Raw genomic sequence first — 17904 nt, 5'->3', positions numbered from 1 at the left:
ACGAGTTAGTCTCGGATTTTTTCTAAAAGTTTTTCTAGGTTTACATCGGTGTTAACGCAACCATCTTTGGCGAGTTCTACAAACTGCACGGCAAGTTTAAACTTTTCCATCAACTCTATTCCTTGCATCCCTTCAAAAAAGCACGCTATGCCTAACACTGCTTTTGGCTTAAGTTCCTCAATTAATTTACCAGTTGCTTTCCCGCCTTTTAAAATGTAAACACCTTTGTAGCCGAGCTTTTTTGCTTCAACTGAAATATCTTTTATTTTGCATTTTCCGCATTCAAGGCAGGTGTAGTGCGAGCCGTTGTCTTTTGCTATGCATACTTGATAGTTTCTTAGGCAGTGCGGAACTAAAATAATCCTATCGGAGTACTTTACGAGAATAAAGTTTTTTTTATTTTTCTTATTTCTTTTAATTACAGCATTTTTGAAATGAGTGTCTTTGTCAAAAATTCTTTTGCATAGTTTCATATGCGGTTTTATAACAAAAAATCAAAGGAAAATCAAATTGATTTTGATACGTATTTTAGATATAATCTAACCAATATGAACAATATGAAAATAATAAAAGTAAACTTAAAAGACCGTTCTTACCCGATAATTATCGGCGCAGATTTGGCGCAGTCGGGAGAGCTGCTTAAAAAAATACTCAAAATCCGGGTTCAAGCGCGCAGGGTGTTGATTGTAACCAATAAGCTTGTAGCGGGGTTATATCTTGCAAGTGTTGAGAACTCGTTAAAGAAAAGCGGTTTTTTGGTTTCTTCAGCGATAATTTTAGATGGTGAAAGCTATAAAACACTTAAAACAGTCAAAAAGCTTTATGCTTCTGCGGTTGAAAATGGCCTTGATAGAACAAGTTTAGTGGTAGCACTTGGTGGCGGCGTGGTTGGCGATATAACCGGTTTTTTTGCCGCAACTTATATGCGCGGCATAGAAATTGTTCAAATACCAACAACGCTTCTTGCCATGGTGGACTCATCCATTGGCGGCAAAACAGGTGTTGATTTAAAAGAAGGCAAAAATCTTGTTGGTGCTTTTCATCAACCCAAAGCAGTGCTTATAGATACAAAAGTACTCACAACGCTTCCTTTAAGGCAGCTAAGAAATGGTATGGCTGAGGTAATAAAGTATTCACTTTTAGAAAATGGCAATTTATTTGATTTTCTTCAAAAAAATGTTGACCTCGAGTGTGTTTTTAAGGACCGTGTACTTGAAAAAATTATTTTTGAGTGCGCTTCAATAAAGGCACGCATAGTTTCTGCAGATGAATATGAGAAAACTGGTCTTAGGCAAAAGTTAAACCTTGGGCATACCTTTGCCCACACGATAGAAACGGTTTGCGGTTATAAAGGTCTTTTGCATGGCGAGGCGGTTGCGTTTGGTATAATTTTGGCGTGCCATCTTTCAATGTTGCTTGGTACATTTAAGAATAACGATTTTAAGGCGGTTCGTTCGCTTATTTTGGGTTTTGGTTTGCCCGTTGAAATATCCAAAAAAGTAGAAGCCGACGATTACATTACGGTTATGGGACGAGACAAAAAAAGTGTTTTGGGAGCAATAAAATTTGTACTCCCGCAAAAAATTGGTAATGTATTAACCGGTGTTGAAGTAAATAAAAACAAAATTAAAGAGGTGCTAAAGTGAGAAAAATTCTTGTAATTAATGGCCCAAACCTCGGCCTTTTAGGCCAGAGGGAAAATAACATTTACGGTACCATAACACTTGAAGCTATAAACGAAAAAATAAAAGTTCTTGCATCTGAATTAAATATAGTTGTTGAGTTTTTTCAGTCAAACCACGAAGGTGAACTTGTAGATAGAATAGGTTCTTTAAGTGATGAGTTTATTGGTGCAATAATAAACCCGGCCGCATACACGCACACATCGGTCGCCATAAGAGACGCAATTGCCGCTTCAAAAGTACCGTTTGTTGAGGTTCATATATCAAACATCTACTCGCGTGAAGAGTTTCGCCACAAATCACTAACAGCCGCTGTTTGCAAAGGGCAAATATCTGGTTTTGCGCAAGACAGCTACCTTCTTGCCTTAAGAGCGCTTGATTCGCTCACAAAAATAAAATAATGTTTCATAACCGCATAGGTAACTTAATTAAGGCCGTCAACGGCAACGCCTGCCTTATAACAGATAAGGTAAATCAGTTTTATTTAACAGGGCTTAGCTTAGATGGCTTTTGGCTGTTTGTATCAAAAGAAAAAAGTTGCTTAATAAGCGGTAACTTGCTTGCTAGTCAGCTAAAAGAGCTTTTGCCAAATGCAGAAATTATAACAACGCAAAACTATCTTGAAATGCTTAGAACCTTGTGCAAGGAAACGGGCAACAAAACTCTTTTTGTAAACTTTACTACCTTAAACTATGCGCTTGGCTCAAAAATTGGACAATTTTGTAAGATTGCAGATATTTCGCAAACCCTCTCAGAGTTAAGAAAACTAAAAGATAGTTCGGAAATTGAGGCAATTAGAAAATCTTGCAAACTTGCCTCAAAGGCAATGAATTTCGCGCAAAAGTCGATTAAAAAAGGCATATCTGAAATTGAATTAGAATTGAAAATTGAGCAGTTTTTGTTAAAAAACAATGCTGCACCGGCTTTTGAAACTATAGTTGCCTGCGGGCCAAACTCGGCAAATCCGCACCATATATGTACAACAAGAAAGGTTTTGCCAAATGATTTGGTTATGGTTGATGTAGGCGCACTTTTAGGTGGTTATTCTTCCGACTTGACAAGAACTTTTGTATTCGGTAAAATCACACAATTGCAGCGTAATGTAATTGCAGCTGTAAAGGCCGCAAAAGGGGCTGCTGTAAAAAAATTAAAAACTGGCGTAAAAACCAGTGTAATTGATGCTTCCGCAAGAGTTGTAATTGAACATGCCGGTTTTGGCGATAAATTTATTCACACAACTGGCCACGGTCTTGGTATTGAAGTGCATGAGGCACCGCGCCTAAGCGCTAGCGACACAAGTACTTTGAAAAAAAATATGTTTGTAACCATTGAGCCCGGTATTTACTTGCCTGGATTATTTGGTGTAAGAATAGAGGATACATATCTGCTCACAGAGCAAGGCAACGAGGTATTAACGAAATGATTTCAACTTCTGAGTTTAAAAACGGGCTTACATTGCTTGTTGATGGCGAACCTTATCAAATTATCTGGTTTCAAAATCACAAACCTGGCAAGGGCGGAGCTGTTATGCGTACAAAAATGAAGCACTTGCGCAAAGGTTCAATAACCGAGCGTACATTTAAATCGGGTGAAAAGTTTGAAGGTGTGGAAGTTAAAAGAAAGAAAAAACAGTTCCTTTACTCAGACGGCAACGAGTACCATTTTATGGATATGGAAAATTTTGAACAAGTTAGTTTTCCAAAAGAACGCCTTGGCGCAAGTGCAAAATTCCTTACAGAAAACCTTGAAGTAGATACTATTTACTTGGCAGGTGAGTTTGTAGATATTGAGTTGCCGACTTCGGTGGTAATGAAAGTTTCAAGCACCGTGCCCGGTATAAAAGGTGATTCTGTTTCAAACATGGTAAAGCCGGCAACACTCCAATCGGGTATTGAAGTTTCTGTTCCGTTATTTGTTAAAGAGGGCGACCTGATAAAAATAGATACAAGAACCGGTGAGTATGTAGAGCGCGTAAACGCTGATAAATAAGAGGTTTCTATGATTAACGAAGAGCTTAATGAAGAGCTTGTTGCAGTACTTGCCTCGCTAAAAGACACCGATGTTGAAGAGTTTTCATACGAGGCGGCCGGCAAAAAAATCTGCCTTAAAAAGAGTGCAGCCCCTCTTATGAGTTGTATTGATGCGCAAGAGGCAGGCACCGCTGAGGTTGAAGAAGAAAAGAACTTGATTATAAAGTCGCCCATGGTTGGCACATTTTACCAGGCCGAGTCAAGAAACCATCCTCCGTTTGTAATTGAGGGAAATCATATAGTTCCCGGCCAAAAAATTGGTCTTATTCAGGCTATGAAAATATACAAAGATGTACTCTCAGATGTAAAAGGCAAAATAACAAAAATACTTGTTAAAAATGGTGAGCCGGTTGAATATGGGCAAGAGTTGGTAGTTGTTGACCCGAAATAAAAAAGCAGTATCAAGGGAGATTTTTAGATGTTCAAAAAAATACTTATAGCAAACAGAGGCGAAATAGCTTGCCGGATAATCAGAGCAGCCCGTGAAATGGGTATAAAAACCGTTGCAGTGCATTCCGATGTTGACCGCGATTGTTTGCACACCAGAATGGCCGATCAGGCAATTTGTATAGGGCCGTACTCTGCAAAAGAAAGCTACCTGAATGTTTCAAGCATTATTGCAGCGGCAGAAATATCCGGCGCCGATGCTATTCATCCGGGTTACGGTTTCCTTTCTGAAAACACCGATTTTGCCGAAATCTGCGAATCTTGCGGTATAAAATTTATAGGGCCCAGCAAAACAGCTATTGAAAAAATGGGCGACAAAATAGCCGCAAAAGAGCTTATGAAAAAATCAGGTGTACCTGTTGTGCCTGGTTCAGATGGCCCAATAACGGCTGAAACACCAAATCTTTTAAAGTTAGCAAAAAAAATTGGATACCCTGTTATTGTTAAAGCATCTTCTGGCGGCGGCGGCAAAGGTATGCGTATTGTAAATAAGGAAGAAGAACTTAAAGGCGCAATAGCAATGGCAATGGCAGAAGCAAAAGCGTCTTTTAACGATGAAACAGTTTATATGGAAAAATACATTGAAGAGCCTCACCACATAGAGTTCCAAATATTGGGCGATTGCAAAGGTAAAATTGTTTATCTTCCAGAGAGAGATTGTTCAATACAGCGCAGACACCAAAAACTTGTTGAAGAAAGCCCATCGCCATTTATGACTGAAACCTTAAGGCGTAGAATGGGCAGAGCTGCCCGTTTAGCGGCGGCCACTGTAAATTATGTAACGGTTGGCACAATAGAGTTTTTGGTAGATAAACACAGCAATTTTTACTTTATGGAAATGAACACCCGCATACAAGTAGAACACCCTGTTACAGAAATGGTTACAGGTATAGACCTCGTAAAAGAGCAAATAAAGCTTGCCGCAGGTGAAAAGCTTTCTTTTGATTCGGAAGATATTTTGTTGCGCGGCCACGCCATAGAGCTAAGGATAAATGCCGAAAACCCTGAAAAAGATTTTATGCCATGCCCAGGTAAGGTAACGCAGTTTGTGGTGCCCGGTGGCCCTGGAATCAGGGTTGAAAGCCACATATATTCAGGATACACAATACCACCTTATTACGACAGCATGATAGCAAAAGTAATATCGCTTGGTGTTGATAGAGATGAGGCAATAATAAAACTGCAAAGGGCTCTTAGGGAAATGATAATAGAAGGTGTAGAAACTACAGCTTCATTGCACAAGAAAATACTTGCAAATGAGAACTTCGCCAAAGGCAATGTGACAACCTGTTTTTTACAAAAAAATGATTTTCTAACGAAATAAAATGGATACAAAAGAAAAAATAATAAAACTTATAGAAGAAAGTATTGGTTCAAAGCAGAAAATGCTTTTACCCGAAAATCTTTCCGCACTTGAGGATATCTCTCAAAAAATCGCACTTTGTTACAAAAATGGCAAAAAACTAGTTGTTTTTGGTAATGGCGGTTCGGCATCTGACGCACAACACTTTACAACAGAAATAGTTGCCAGGTTTGAAAAAAACCGTAAAGCGCTTCCAGCGCTTGCGCTTACAACAAACACTTCTATGTTAACCGCCATAGGCAACGATTTTGGCTATAACGATGTTTTTAGCCGTCAGGTGGAGGGTCTTGTCTGCGCAGGCGATGTTGTTATTGGCATTTCTACCAGTGGCAATTCGGCAAATGTGCTCAAGGGTTTGCAAATGGCAAAAACGCGCGGTGCTATAGCTATAGGTTTTTCTGGTGGTGCGGGCGGGATGCTGCTTAAAGAGGCGGAGCTTTGCTTTTGCGCGCCATCAAATGTTACGGCAAGAGTGCAAGAGTGTCACATACTTGCCATACATATTCTTTGCTCTCTTTTAGAGGAGAAGATAGTTAACGGTGAAATCTAAAAAAATAATTTTGGCAAAGGCTCTTGCGAAAAAGATTTCAGCATTTAAGAAATCTGGTAAAAAAATTGTTTTTACAAATGGTTGTTTTGACTTAATACACGCAGGCCATATTCGCACTTTCCAAAAGGCAAAAACTTTTGGAGATATACTTGTAGTTGCTATAAATACAGATGCTTCCGTGAGAAGGCTTAAAGGTAAAAATAGGCCAGTTGTTGGCCAGCAAAACAGGGCAAAGGTTTTAGCGGGTTTAGAGGCAGTGGATTTTGTAACATTTTTTTCCGAAGATACGCCGCTTGAAATCCTTGAGCTTTTAAGGCCGGATGTACTTGTTAAAGGCGCCAATTACAAGCTTAGCGAAATTGTAGGCCGGCAGTGTGTAAAAAAAGTTGTACGAATTAGTATGGTAAAAGGCATCTCAACAAGTTCTATTATTTCCAAAATTCTGCATGCCTATGCAAAGTGATCTTGTAAGGCTTTTTGATGCAAATTTAAACCGCGCCCGAGAGGGTTTGCGGGTTTTAGAAGATACGGCAAGATTTGTTTTTTGTAGTAAAAAGCTTTGTTTATCGTTGCGCAATGCAAGGCACAAAGCAGCTTCTATTACCGAAAGTATTTACCCAATGCTTGTTTGTGGCAGAGATGCACAAACAGATATGGGAAGAAAAATAAAAGAGAACGCAAGAAAAGATATTTTTTCTTTGACGGCCGCAAATTTTCGCAGAGTGCAAGAGGCGCTAAGAGTGCTTGAAGAGTACTCAAAAGTATTGCTTCCCGGTGCCGCGAAAAAATTTAAAAGCCTAAGATTTGTCGCATACACTCTTGAAAAGAGATTTATAAATGAACTTAATGAGTTTGGCAAAAGAGAAAAAAACAACACAAGCGGTGTTGCGGGTAGCAAAAGAAGAAAAAATTGATGTAAAAACTCTTCTTGCCAGTATTGCAAATGGAACCGTTGTTGTTCCACAAAACAATATAAAAAAGAAGTTAAGAACTCCAAAAGGCATAGGGTTTGGTTTAAAGATAAAGGTAAATGCAAACATTGGCACATCTACCCGCTTTGCCTCAATAAGCGCAGAAAAGAGAAAACTTGAGGCAGCGGTAAAAGCCGGTGCCGATGCGGTAATGGATCTTTCAACCGGTGGAAATTTGGGTGCTGTGCGCGCGATGGTTATAGAAAATTCTCCTATACCTGTTGGCAGTGTTCCAATATATGAGGCAGCCTGTGTTGCATCTAGGAAATATGGTTCAGCAATAAATATTAACGCAGAGATGATATTTGATGCTATTGAACGGCACGCGCAAGATGGAATAGATTTTATAACCGTGCATTGCGGAGTTACAAGGCGTATAGTTGAAGAACTTGAAAAGAAAAAAAGAGTTGCGGGTATAGTCAGTCGTGGCGGCGCTATGCTTGCCCGTTGGATATTAAAAAACAAAAAAGAAAATCCTTTATACGAAAACTTTGATCGGCTCATTGAAATTGCAAAGAAGTACGACCTAACGCTTAGTTTAGGCGATGGAATGCGACCAGGGGCCACAGCCGATGCAAATGATATTTTTCAAACAAGTGAATTGAAAATTTTAGGTGAACTTGTCTTAAGGGCTAGAAAGGCTGGCGTGCAAACAATGGTGGAAGGGCCCGGGCATATGGCAATGCACTTAATTGCAGAACATGTGCGCAGCGCAAAAAAAGTAATTCATGGGGCTCCTTACTATCTTTTGGGCCCTCTTGTAACAGATATAGGCGCCGGCTATGACCATATAACCGGTGCCATCGGCGGGGCAATAGCGGCGCAAAATGGTGCCGATTTTTTATGCTATGTTACTCCCGCCGAGCATCTGCGCCTGCCAAATGTAAAAGATGTTTGGGACGGCGTTATGGCTTCAAGAATTGCCGGTCATGCGGCAGATATTGCAAGGGGTCTTGTTGGTGCTAAAGAAGTTGACCTTGAACTTTCTAAAAGAAGAAAGGCATTAGATTGGACAGGGCAAAAAAAGTTTGCGTTAGATCCTGGTAAATTTGATAAAGAATTGCAAAAAGTTCCTCAGGGCAAAAAGAGCACTTGCACAATGTGTGGTGAGTTTTGCTCTATGAAATAAACGCACTGTTGCTTAAAGAAGGATTAGCTATAAAGACATCCAAAAATTAATTAGTAGTAGGCTGGCTGGAAAACATACCAGCGAAAGTCATAGGAGAATAGATGCAGATCGTTTGTTTAGACCTTGAAGGCGTTTTAGTGCCTGAAATATGGATTGCTGTTTCGGAAAAAACAAAGATCTCGTCCTTGCGGGCTACAACAAGGGATATTCCTGATTATGATTTTCTTATGGGACAGCGCTTAAAGATTCTAAGAGAAAATAATCTTAGGTTGAAAGATATTCAGGATGTGATAGGTACATTAAGGCCGCTTGAAGGGGCGCTTGATTTTCTTAATTGGATTAGAGAGCGTTTTCAGGTTGCGATCTTATCTGATACTTTTGATGAATTTGCTCTGCCCTTGATGAGGCAGCTTGGGTATCCAATGTTGTTGTGCCACCGTTTGAAAATAGATAATAACGGCATGGTCTACGGTTATTGCCTGAGGCAAAAAGACGCGAAATGTGAATCGGTCAAGGCCTTCAAAAACCTTAAGTACAAGGTGATCGCCGCAGGCGATTCTTATAACGATACCACGATGCTTTTGGAAGCGCATGCTGGGATACTTTTTAATCCTCCGCAAAATGTGATAAACGATTTTCCTCAGTTCCCAGTTACAAAAAATTATGTGGAACTGCAGGATACTATACTGGAAACACAGAAACGCTTAATTGCGGAAGAGGTTTAGATTATGCAATTGGTTGTAATGAAGTTTGGCGGTTCTTCTGTTGCAGACGCGGAAAAAATAAAAAGAGTTGCCGCCAGAGTTATCAAAAAGAAAAAAGAAGGCAACAAGGTTGTTGTGGTTGTTTCCGCTCCTGGTAATATGACTGATGATCTTATTGCTATGGCGGAAGGTATTACAGAAACACCACTTGATCGCGAAATGGATATGCTGCTTGCAACCGGCGAGCAGGTTTCAATTGCTTTGCTTTCAATGGCAATCAATCATATGGGTGAAAGTGCCATATCGCTTACGGGTCCTCAAGCCGGAATATTTGCAGATGCCACTCACACGAAAGCGCGTATAACAAAAATTACTCCGACAAAGGTGAAAGAAGAACTTTCAAAAGGTAAAATAGTAATTGTCGCGGGTTTTCAGGGTGCAAACCCTCACGATGATATCACAACACTTGGCCGTGGCGGCTCAGACCTTACAGCTGTAGCCCTTGCCGCCGCGCTTAATGCGGATAGCTGTGAAATATACACCGATGTTGAAGGTGTTTACACTACAGACCCGAGAATTGTTGCGGACGCCCGAAAAATAAAAAAAATTTCGTATGAAGAAATGCTTGAAATGGCCGGTTCCGGCGCGCAGGTTATGCAGGCAAGAAGCATAGAAGTCGGCAAAAAGTTTAATGTGGAAATTCATGTTCGTTCAACATTTTCAGAAAATATGGGCACAATTATAACAAGCGAAGAAAAGATAAAGAGAGGGAGGGGCAAAATGGAAGAAGTTGTGGTTTCAGGAGTAACTTACGATAAAAATCAGGTTAAGTTTTCATTAGCCGATGTTCCCGATAGGCCAGGCATTGCGGCACATGTTTTTGGAGCGCTGGCAAAAGCAGGTGTGAATGTTGATATGATTATTCAATCAGCCGCAACAGATAAAAACAACGATATATCATTTACAGTCGCTTCGGGCGACGCAAAAAGAGCTTCTTATATTGTTGAAGAGCTCAAAAAAGAGTTAAATGCCGGTATGGTGCTTAAAGATGATAACATTTCAAAGGTTTCTATTGTAGGTGTGGGCATGCGCAGTCACAGCGGTGTCGCCGCGAAAATGTTTGAAACACTTTCAAAGGAAAAAATTAACATAGATATGATATCAACCAGCGAAATAAAAATTTCCTGCGTTGTGCAAAAAGATGAAACACAAAGAGCCGTACAGGCATTGCATAAAGTTTTTGGGCTTTCAAAAATTAACAGGAAAAAATAATGAGAAAAATAGAACTCTTTGATACAACTTTAAGAGATGGTTCGCAGGGTGCCGGTATTTCTTTTTCAGTTGAGGACAGCCTTAAAATAGCCAAGGCTCTTGATGAGTTTGGTATGCACTATATTGAAGGTGGTTGGCCCGGTTCAAACCCAAAAGCAGAAGAGTTTTTTAACTTTGCCAAAAAAATAAAATTCAAAAATTCAAAGCTTGTCGCATTTGGTTCAACCAGGCATAAATCACAAGCAGCAGCACAAGATAAAAACTTGCTTGCAATTGTAAACTCTGGGGTTCCTGTGGCGTGCATATTCGGTAAAACATGGGATATGCATGTTAAATACGCGCTAAATGCCACATTAGATGAAAATTTAGATATGATTTCCGAAAGTGTTGCGTTCCTTAGAAAAAGAGGGCTTGAAGTAGTTTACGATGCCGAGCACTTTTTTGACGGTTACATAAATAACCCTGAGTATGCGCTTAAAACACTTGATGCCGCTTCATGCGCCGGCGCTCAAACGCTTTGCCTTTGCGAAACAAATGGGGGAATGTTGCCAAATGCAGTTCGCAATATTGTGCGCGAAGTTGCAAAAGTTTTCCCAAATATAAAGTTAGGTATTCATACGCATAACGATTCCGATTGCGCGGTCGCAAACACCATCATAGCAGTGCAGGAAGGTTGTTCAATGGTACAAGGAACCGTTAATGGTTTGGGTGAGCGCTGTGGTAATGCAAACCTTATGTCTATTATTCCAGCTTTGCAGTTAAAGTTAGGTATGCAGTGTGTTAAACCTGGGAAACTTATAAAACTTACAGAACTTGCGTTATATGTTGATGAAATAGCGAATATTGCGCCAAACGATCGCCAACCTTATGTTGGCAGAAATGCTTTTGCGCATAAGGCCGGCATTCATGTTTCCGCGGTAGCAAAAAATTCTAAAACATATGAGCATATAACTCCCTTTGAGGTTGGAAATGAGCGGAAGGTTTTAGTCAGTGAACTTTCCGGCAGAAGCAATCTGGCATTTAAAGCAAAGGAGTTTTCTTTGGATTTTGACAAAGATCCAAAAGCGGCCGCAAGCATAATAAAACTTGTAAAAGAGTACGAAAAAATCGGCTATCAGTTTGAAGATGCCGAAGCTTCATTTATTCTTCTTGCTCAAAAAGAACTTGGCAGGTACAAACCAAGTTTCATATTGAAAAGTTTTAAGGTAAGTGTTGAAATTGATGCGCGTGGGAACCTTGTATCTGAGGCAAGTGTAAAGATTGATGTTAACGGCAAAGAAGAGCATTGCGTTGCGGAAGGCGATGGCCCAGTAAATGCATTGGACAACTCTTTGCGCAAGGCGCTAAGGAAACATTACCCGCAAATAGACGAAGTTACCTTGGTGGATTTCAAGGTGCGAGTAATAAACTCCGGTGCCGGCACCGCGTCAAAAGTGCGCACATTTGTTGAATCGCGCGATTCAAATTCAATGTGGGGCACGGTAGGTGTATCTGAGAACATAATTGAAGCATCATGGGAAGCTCTTGCGGATGCTTTGGAATATAAAATAATGAAAATAAATTTATCAAAAAGAAGAAAAATCGGAGGCAAAAATGCGCAGTGATGAAATTAAAAAAGGTGCGATTAGAGCGCCAAATAGATGCTTATTATATGCCACTGGAGTATCTCCAAAAGATTTAGGCAAACCTTTTATAGGTATAGCTTCTTCATTTACGGACCTTGTTCCAGGCCACATTGGCATGAGGGATCTTGAAAGATATATTGAAAGGGGTGTTGCGGCCGGCGGCGGTGTGCCGTTTATTTTTGGTGTTCCCGCAATTTGCGATGGCATTGCAATGGGGCATGGCGGTATGAATTACTCGCTTCCCCTGCGTGAACTTGTTGCGGATGTTGTTGAGTCGGTTGCAAATGGCCACGCTCTTGACGGGCTTGTACTTTTAACAAATTGCGATAAAATAACCCCGGGTATGCTTATGGCAGCACTTCGTTTAAACATTCCCTGTATTGTTGTTACTGCGGGTCCAATGACAACAGGCAATTATAAAGGGAAACGTCGCTCACTTGTGCGCGACACTTTTGAAGCAGCCGGGCAGTTTCAAGCCGGAAAAATAACAGAAAGCGAACTAAACGCGCTTGAAATGGCATCCTGTCCGGGAGCTGGTTCTTGCCAGGGTTTATATACGGCAAACACTATGGCATGCTTAACCGAAACAATGGGTATGTCTTTAAGCGGTTGTGCGACTGCGCTTGCTGTTTCGTCAAAAAAACGGCGTATAGCTTACGATTCAGGCATAAAAGTTGTTGAACTGGTTAAACAAAACATTACCGCAAGAAAAATAATGACAGAAAATGCATTTAATAACGCCATAGTGGTTGATATGGCACTTGGCGGTTCGTCAAACACAGTATTGCACTTACCGGCAATAGCTAATGAAGCCGGCATAAAACTTCCGCTTGAGTTGTTTGATAAAATATCAAAAACAACCCCGCATATTTCTTGCCTTGAACCGGCAGGCGATTACTATATGGAAGACCTTGAAAATGCTGGCGGCATAACTGCCGTGCTTTCGGCGCTTAAGAAAAAAATACTTCCTTCAATAACGGTAGATGGCTGCAACATTACCGACTTTGCGAAATCCGGCGTAATTTTAGATAAAGAAGTTATAAGGCCGCATAATCCGTATCACAAAGAAGGCGGAATAGCAATATTAAAAGGCAACATTGCACCGCTCGGTTGTGTTGTAAAACAATCTGGTGTTAAAGAAAATATGAAAGTATTTTCAGGCCCCGCAAGAGTTTTTGAATCAGAAGAGACCGCAATGAAAGCCATACTTGCAAAGAAAATTAAAAAAGGTGAAGTAATAGTGATAAGATACGAAGGCCCTAAAGGCGGGCCAGGAATGAGAGAAATGCTTTCGCCAACAAGTGCCATACAAGGTATGGGCATGGCAGATAGTGTTGCGCTGATAACCGACGGCAGATTTTCGGGTGGAACCCGTGGGCCATGCATAGGCCACATATCTCCCGAAGCGGCTGAAGGCGGCACAATCGCGGCAATTAAAGACGGCGATATAATTATGATAGACATTCCAAAACGGCAGTTAAATGTGCGCCTTAGCGATATGGAGCTTAAAGTAAGGCTTTCAAAATTAGAACCTCGAGTATGTAACTTTAAAACTGGTTACCTTAGCCGCTACGCAAGGTTGGTTACATCATCAAACACAGGAGCTGTTCTAAAGTAATAAAATTAGAGGTAAAACTATATGATAAAAACAGGCGCGGAAATATTTGTTGAATGTGTTTTAAGGGAAAATACAGAAGTTGTTTTTGGTTATCCGGGCGGAGTGTTGTTGCCAATTTTTGACGCAATTTATCAGTCAAAATTAAAGCTGATGCTTGTGCGCCACGAACAGGGTGCGGCACATATGGCCGACGGTTATGCCCGTTCAACTGGCAAAACAGGTGTTTGCCTTGCCACATCCGGGCCGGGGGCAACAAACTTAGTTACTGGTATTGCAACAGCTTATATGGATTCAATACCAATGGTTGCTTTTACCGGTCAGGTTGCAACAAATCTTATTGGCAACGACGCTTTTCAGGAAGCTGATATTATAGGTATAACAAGGCCAATAACAAAGCACAACTTTTTGGTTAAAGATGTTAAAGACCTTGCGCGCACAATTCGTGAGGCATTTTATATCGCATCTACTGGCAGGCAAGGCCCAGTGCTTGTTGACATACCAGTTGATGTTCAAAGGGCGCAGACAGAATTTGAGTGGCCAGAAAAAGTGGAAATTCGCTCATATAGCCCAAACTACAAAGGCCATGCCGGGCAGATAAAAAAAGCGGCGCAGGCAATAAATGAAAGCAATAGTCCGGTGTTGTATATTGGCGGTGGAATAATTGCCGCAAATGCTTCCAAAGAAGTTACCGAACTTGCCCAAAAAGCAGGCATACCGGTTACAAATACTTTGCTTGCTATAGGTGCTTTCCCGCCAATCTCGCCTCTTTATCTGGGTATGCTTGGTATGCATGGAACATATTGCGCGAATATGTCAATACAGAACTCCGATTTAATAATTGCTGTTGGTTCTCGTTTTGATGACAGGTGCACAGGCAAGCTTTCTGCATTTGCGCCAAAGGCAAAAATAGTTCACATTGATATTGACCCAACATCAATATCAAAAAGCGTTTTTGCTGATATACCGGTTGTGGGCGATGCAAAACAGATATTAGCAGAGTTAATTAAAGAAGTTAAGAAAAACTCTCATCCAAAGTGGATTGCCCAAATTGAAGCATGGATGAAAAAGAACCCTCTTTCGTATAAAGACGATTCAAAGTTAAGGCCGCAATATGTTATAGACAAAATATCTGAACTTACAAAAGGTGAGGCGATAGTTGTTACTGAAGTTGGACAGCACCAAATGTGGAGTGCCCAATTCTACAAGGCAATCGCGCCTCGTTTGTTTTTAAGCTCAGGAGGGCTCGGCACTATGGGTTTTGGTTTTCCCGCGGGAATTGGCGCAAAAACCGCAAACCCCGATAAAGATGTTATAATTATTGCCGGCGACGGTTCATTTCAAATGAACATACAAGAACTTGCCACGGCGGTTGTTAACAACATCAATGTTAAAATAATTATTCTAAACAACGAATATCTTGGTATGGTGCGTCAGTGGCAAGAGATGTTTTATGGCAAGCGTTATTCGCACACATGTTTAAGAAGAGGGCCAGAGTGTTCTTTCCGTTGTTCAAAACCAGGCCAGAATCATGCGGACTGTAAACCGGTCTATGTGCCTGATTTTGTCAAAGTTGCGCAGGCCTATGGGGCAGTCGGCATTAGGGTTGATGCAAAAAAAGATGTTGTGCCAACATTAAAAAAATATCTTAAAATGGAAAAAGTTGTTTTAATAGAGTTTATGGTTGAGCAAGAAGAAAATGTGTTGCCCATGGTTCCAACAGGTGCGGCTTTAGACGAAGTCATAACACATTTGGCCTAATTCATACATAGAGTAGCTGTAAAATGACAGTCTAATTTAGGAGGTATACATGAAGCACACGATATCGGTACTTGTTGAAAATAAGTTTGGTGTTTTGGCGCGCATAGCAACGCTTTTTGCCGCCCGTGGTTTTAATATTGACTCCCTTGCGGTTGGTGAAACAGAGAATGTTGATGTTTCCCGTATGACAATAATTGTTAACGGTGATGAGCGCATATTAGATCAGGTAGAAAAGCAGTTAAATAAATTAGTTGATATTATAAAAGTGAGCGACTTCAGCTCTGCCGGGCATGTTGAACGCGACTTGGCGTTAATAAAAGTTAAAACCAATAAAACTAACCGTTCAGAGATAATGCAGATAACAGATATTTTTCGTGCAAAGATAATAGATGTGGCCGCGCAATCAGTTACAGTGGAAATTACAGGCGATGAAGAAAAAATAACCGCACTTGTTAGTATGCTAAAACCATTTGGCATTAAGGAAATGTGCAGAACTGGAATAATAGCTATGGCAAGAGGGTAAAAAAACAGGAGGGTGTAAAAATGGCAACAAAGATGTATTACGACAAGGATGCAGATTTAAATCTTTTGAAGGGCAAAAAAGTGGCAATAATTGGTTATGGCAGCCAGGGTCATGCTCAGGCATTGAACCTAAAAGAATCCGGAGTAAATGTTGTTATAGCCGAATTGCAAGGTTCCGATAACTACAACAAAGCGGTTGAAGCAGGTTGGAAGCCGTTAAGCGCTGCTGAAGCAACAAAAGGTGCCGACTGGGTTCAGATGCTTGTTGCCGATGAAGTTCAAAGCAAAGTTTGGAATAGTGAAATAAAACCAAACATAAAAAAAGGTGCGACACTTGGTTTCTCTCACGGTTTTAATATCCGCTTTGGTCAAATTGTTGCCCCAAAAGATGTCAATGTGGCAATGGTTGCTCCAAAAGGCCCAGGCCATTTAGTTCGCAGAATGTATGAAGAAGGCAAGGGTGTGCCATGCCTTATAGCAATTGAACAAGATGCAACTGGCAACGCAAAAGAAATGGCGCTTGCTTATGCAAAAGGTATTGGCGGCACAAGAGCAGGCGTGCTTGAAACAACCTTTGCCGAAGAAACCGAAACAGACCTTTTCGGCGAGCAGGTTGTGCTTTGCGGCGGCCTTGTTGAACTTATAAGAGGCGGTTTTGAAACACTTGTTAATGCCGGTTACCAGCCGGAAATTGCATACTTTGAATGCTTGCACGAAGCGAAACTTATCATAGATATGATTTATGAGGGTGGAATATCGTGGATGAATTATTCTATATCCGATACTGCGGAATATGGTGAGTATGCAATTGGAAAAAGAATCGTAAATGAAGAAACCCGCGCAGAAATGAAAAAAGTTCTTGCGGAAATAAAATCGGGTAAGTTTGCAAAAGAATGGTTGCTTGAAAACCAGACAAATAGACCAATGTTTAATCAGTCGCGAAAGGAAGTATCCGAAAGTCAAATTGAAAAAGTTGGCAAGGGCCTTCGTGCAATGATGCCGTGGATGAGACAGAGATAAATTTACGGTACTAATTACTGAAGAGTCCGCCTGCCGGCTAAATGGTGGTGGGCGGGCTCTTGCTTTAAACCCGAATTTTGCAATAGGATTTGGAATTCGTCAAAAGATATGGGGCATTTTTATCCGCAAAAACCTTGCTAATGGAATAACCATTCGCTGTAGTTTTTACGTCAAAACTGCCTCCATCTCTTTCGTCTCGGTTTTCAAACCTATTGCAAAATGCGAGTTATAAACACAAAAATGAGAAAAATAGAAAATAAAACAATTAAACGAATACTTTTAACAGGCGCGGTAACTTTACTTATTGGCACTGTATTCTATATTTTATTAAATATACTTATAGATGCCGCCGTACACACAAAAAAAGCTGTGCTTGTGCCAGATTTAAGTGGTAAGTCGTTAAATGAAGCTTTAAGTGTTGCATCTAGCGCTAACTTAGGCATAAAAAAAGAAGGCGAAGATTTTGACCAAAAATTTCCAGCAGGCACAGTTTTAAGGCAAAACCCTCCTGCCGGTATGACAGTCAGAGAAGGTAAATTTATAAAAATTACCGTAAGCCGCGGCGGCGCTGTAATTTTTGTACCTGATCTTTTAGATCAGCCAGTCAGGTCTGCAGAAATATCGTTGCGTTCAACTGCTTTAACACTTGGAGAGGTCACATCTAAATTTTCCTTAAAAGTTTCAAAAGGTAAAGTTATTTCACAAGACCCTGCGTTGGGTTCTATAGCCGAAAAAGGCGCTTTGGTAAACATTGTTGTATCTGCGGGCGAGCCATCTGAAAACATAAAACTAATGCCCGATTTTGCAAATAAAAATATAGAAGACGCAAGGCGCTGGGCGCAAGAGAAAAATTTTAACTTAGTTGTTTTAGAAGAGAAAGTGCCAAATATTTCCGCTGGAACTATTATAAAACAAAGCCCCGCTTGCGATGAGCAGATTAGCGATGGTACCCAAATAACGCTAACGGTGTCATTTTCCGACAATAACCCTGCGCGTTTGCAAGGCAGCAAAATATTTTACTACGAAATATCACAAGGTGGGCAAGAGCGTCTTATACGCATAGTTTTGCTTGATTCAAATGGCGAAAAAGAAATATTTTCTGGGTCACGCGCACCGGGCACAAAATTGGAAGTTCCTTATGACTCTGCCGGGCAAGCTCGCCTGCGCGTATTTATAAACGGCATACTTGTTGAAGAAAGAGAGGAAAAATAAA

At 40.7% G+C, this 17904-nt stretch carries 19 protein-coding genes; 18 read left to right on the top strand and 1 reads right to left on the bottom strand.

The features are described 5' to 3' along the window. Window positions 1-5: 5 nt before the first annotated feature. Window positions 6-473: a DUF116 domain-containing protein gene (locus M0Q46_02315; GenBank protein ID MCK9582447.1), complete on the bottom strand. Its 468-nt coding sequence runs from the start codon at window positions 471-473 to the stop codon at window positions 6-8. A 75-nt stretch (window positions 474-548) separates the two neighbouring features. On the opposite strand from M0Q46_02315, the gene aroB reads away from it, so the two are divergent. The 18 genes from aroB (at window position 549) to M0Q46_02225 (ending at window position 17903) form a co-directional block, all read left to right on the top strand. After that, the gene (gene aroB / locus M0Q46_02310; protein MCK9582446.1) at window positions 549-1646 is read left to right on the top strand and encodes a 3-dehydroquinate synthase; all 1098 of its coding nucleotides are present in this window, start codon (window positions 549-551) and stop codon (window positions 1644-1646) included. Beyond that, entirely contained in the window at window positions 1643-2083 is a 441-nt protein-coding gene (gene aroQ, locus M0Q46_02305; GenBank protein ID MCK9582445.1) for a type II 3-dehydroquinate dehydratase, read from the top strand. Before aroB ends, aroQ begins: the two co-directional genes overlap by 4 nt. Then, window positions 2083-3105: an aminopeptidase P family protein gene (locus M0Q46_02300; GenBank protein MCK9582444.1), complete on the top strand. Its 1023-nt coding sequence runs from the start codon at window positions 2083-2085 to the stop codon at window positions 3103-3105. Before aroQ ends, M0Q46_02300 begins: the two co-directional genes overlap by 1 nt. Continuing rightward, entirely contained in the window at window positions 3102-3671 is a 570-nt protein-coding gene (efp, locus tag M0Q46_02295; protein MCK9582443.1) for an elongation factor P, read from the top strand. The genes M0Q46_02300 and efp overlap by 4 nt, the downstream gene beginning before the upstream one ends. A gap of 9 nt (window positions 3672-3680) precedes the next feature. Beyond that, the gene (locus M0Q46_02290; protein MCK9582442.1) at window positions 3681-4103 is read left to right on the top strand and encodes a hypothetical protein; all 423 of its coding nucleotides are present in this window, start codon (window positions 3681-3683) and stop codon (window positions 4101-4103) included. A 27-nt stretch (window positions 4104-4130) separates the two neighbouring features. Then, on the top strand, window positions 4131-5483 hold the full coding sequence (accC, locus tag M0Q46_02285) for an acetyl-CoA carboxylase biotin carboxylase subunit (protein MCK9582441.1): 1353 nt from the start codon (window positions 4131-4133) through the stop codon (window positions 5481-5483). A gap of 1 nt (window position 5484) precedes the next feature. Continuing rightward, window positions 5485-6072: a D-sedoheptulose 7-phosphate isomerase gene (locus M0Q46_02280; protein ID MCK9582440.1), complete on the top strand. Its 588-nt coding sequence runs from the start codon at window positions 5485-5487 to the stop codon at window positions 6070-6072. Beyond that, window positions 6062-6535 (top strand): adenylyltransferase/cytidyltransferase family protein, encoded by a 474-nt coding sequence (locus M0Q46_02275; GenBank protein MCK9582439.1) that lies wholly within the window; start codon window positions 6062-6064, stop codon window positions 6533-6535. Before M0Q46_02280 ends, M0Q46_02275 begins: the two co-directional genes overlap by 11 nt. Continuing rightward, window positions 6525-6986 carry a hypothetical protein gene (locus M0Q46_02270; protein ID MCK9582438.1) on the top strand — a complete coding sequence of 154 codons (462 nt, stop codon included), beginning with the start codon at window positions 6525-6527 and terminating at the stop codon, window positions 6984-6986. The genes M0Q46_02275 and M0Q46_02270 overlap by 11 nt, the downstream gene beginning before the upstream one ends. Continuing rightward, window positions 6910-8172, top strand: a complete 1263-nt coding sequence (gene thiC, locus M0Q46_02265; protein MCK9582437.1) for a phosphomethylpyrimidine synthase ThiC — start codon at window positions 6910-6912, stop codon at window positions 8170-8172. The genes M0Q46_02270 and thiC overlap by 77 nt, the downstream gene beginning before the upstream one ends. Before the next feature lie 101 nt (window positions 8173-8273). Beyond that, complete coding sequence (gene thrH, locus M0Q46_02260; GenBank protein MCK9582436.1) at window positions 8274-8897, top strand: bifunctional phosphoserine phosphatase/homoserine phosphotransferase ThrH; 624 nt, start codon at window positions 8274-8276, stop codon at window positions 8895-8897. 3 nt (window positions 8898-8900) lie between these two features. Beyond that, entirely contained in the window at window positions 8901-10148 is a 1248-nt protein-coding gene (locus M0Q46_02255) for an aspartate kinase (protein ID MCK9582435.1), read from the top strand. Beyond that, the gene (gene cimA, locus M0Q46_02250; GenBank protein ID MCK9582434.1) at window positions 10148-11752 is read left to right on the top strand and encodes a citramalate synthase; all 1605 of its coding nucleotides are present in this window, start codon (window positions 10148-10150) and stop codon (window positions 11750-11752) included. Before M0Q46_02255 ends, cimA begins: the two co-directional genes overlap by 1 nt. Continuing rightward, window positions 11742-13391 carry a dihydroxy-acid dehydratase gene (gene ilvD / locus M0Q46_02245; GenBank protein MCK9582433.1) on the top strand — a complete coding sequence of 550 codons (1650 nt, stop codon included), beginning with the start codon at window positions 11742-11744 and terminating at the stop codon, window positions 13389-13391. The genes cimA and ilvD overlap by 11 nt, the downstream gene beginning before the upstream one ends. 21 nt (window positions 13392-13412) lie before the next feature. Next, window positions 13413-15149, top strand: a complete 1737-nt coding sequence (ilvB, locus tag M0Q46_02240; protein MCK9582432.1) for a biosynthetic-type acetolactate synthase large subunit — start codon at window positions 13413-13415, stop codon at window positions 15147-15149. Window positions 15150-15198: 49 nt separating this feature from the next. Further along, the gene (gene ilvN, locus M0Q46_02235; protein ID MCK9582431.1) at window positions 15199-15672 is read left to right on the top strand and encodes an acetolactate synthase small subunit; all 474 of its coding nucleotides are present in this window, start codon (window positions 15199-15201) and stop codon (window positions 15670-15672) included. Window positions 15673-15692: 20 nt separating this feature from the next. Next, the gene (ilvC, locus tag M0Q46_02230) at window positions 15693-16691 is read left to right on the top strand and encodes a ketol-acid reductoisomerase (protein MCK9582430.1); all 999 of its coding nucleotides are present in this window, start codon (window positions 15693-15695) and stop codon (window positions 16689-16691) included. 240 nt (window positions 16692-16931) lie between these two features. Then, window positions 16932-17903: a PASTA domain-containing protein gene (locus M0Q46_02225; protein ID MCK9582429.1), complete on the top strand. Its 972-nt coding sequence runs from the start codon at window positions 16932-16934 to the stop codon at window positions 17901-17903. Window position 17904 lies beyond the last annotated feature (1 nt).

The sequence above is a fragment of the Endomicrobiales bacterium genome, assembly GCA_023228045.1.
In the GTDB taxonomy this organism is placed as follows: domain Bacteria; phylum Elusimicrobiota; class Endomicrobiia; order Endomicrobiales; family JALOBY01; genus JALOBY01.
The sequence above is the reverse complement of the archived record's forward strand: the minus strand, read 5'-3'. Positions and strand labels throughout refer to the sequence as shown.

Excerpts from the sequence above, each read along its gene's own strand:
- cimA (MCK9582434.1), top strand. The coding sequence starts at position 10,148 with ATGAGAAAAATAGAACTCTTTGATACAACTTTAAGAGATGGTTCGCAG.
- aroB (MCK9582446.1), top strand. The coding sequence starts at position 549 with ATGAACAATATGAAAATAATAAAAGTAAACTTAAAAGACCGTTCTTAC.
- thrH (MCK9582436.1), top strand. The coding sequence starts at position 8,274 with ATGCAGATCGTTTGTTTAGACCTTGAAGGCGTTTTAGTGCCTGAAATA.
- accC (MCK9582441.1), top strand. The coding sequence starts at position 4,131 with ATGTTCAAAAAAATACTTATAGCAAACAGAGGCGAAATAGCTTGCCGG.
- M0Q46_02315 (MCK9582447.1), bottom strand. The coding sequence starts at position 473 with ATGAAACTATGCAAAAGAATTTTTGACAAAGACACTCATTTCAAAAAT.
- ilvC (MCK9582430.1), top strand. The coding sequence starts at position 15,693 with ATGGCAACAAAGATGTATTACGACAAGGATGCAGATTTAAATCTTTTG.
- ilvD (MCK9582433.1), top strand. The coding sequence starts at position 11,742 with ATGCGCAGTGATGAAATTAAAAAAGGTGCGATTAGAGCGCCAAATAGA.
- M0Q46_02255 (MCK9582435.1), top strand. The coding sequence starts at position 8,901 with ATGCAATTGGTTGTAATGAAGTTTGGCGGTTCTTCTGTTGCAGACGCG.
- M0Q46_02225 (MCK9582429.1), top strand. The coding sequence starts at position 16,932 with ATGAGAAAAATAGAAAATAAAACAATTAAACGAATACTTTTAACAGGC.
- thiC (MCK9582437.1), top strand. The coding sequence starts at position 6,910 with ATGAACTTAATGAGTTTGGCAAAAGAGAAAAAAACAACACAAGCGGTG.
- efp (MCK9582443.1), top strand. The coding sequence starts at position 3,102 with ATGATTTCAACTTCTGAGTTTAAAAACGGGCTTACATTGCTTGTTGAT.
- M0Q46_02300 (MCK9582444.1), top strand. The coding sequence starts at position 2,083 with ATGTTTCATAACCGCATAGGTAACTTAATTAAGGCCGTCAACGGCAAC.
- ilvN (MCK9582431.1), top strand. The coding sequence starts at position 15,199 with ATGAAGCACACGATATCGGTACTTGTTGAAAATAAGTTTGGTGTTTTG.
- ilvB (MCK9582432.1), top strand. The coding sequence starts at position 13,413 with ATGATAAAAACAGGCGCGGAAATATTTGTTGAATGTGTTTTAAGGGAA.
- M0Q46_02280 (MCK9582440.1), top strand. The coding sequence starts at position 5,485 with ATGGATACAAAAGAAAAAATAATAAAACTTATAGAAGAAAGTATTGGT.
- M0Q46_02270 (MCK9582438.1), top strand. The coding sequence starts at position 6,525 with ATGCAAAGTGATCTTGTAAGGCTTTTTGATGCAAATTTAAACCGCGCC.
- M0Q46_02290 (MCK9582442.1), top strand. The coding sequence starts at position 3,681 with ATGATTAACGAAGAGCTTAATGAAGAGCTTGTTGCAGTACTTGCCTCG.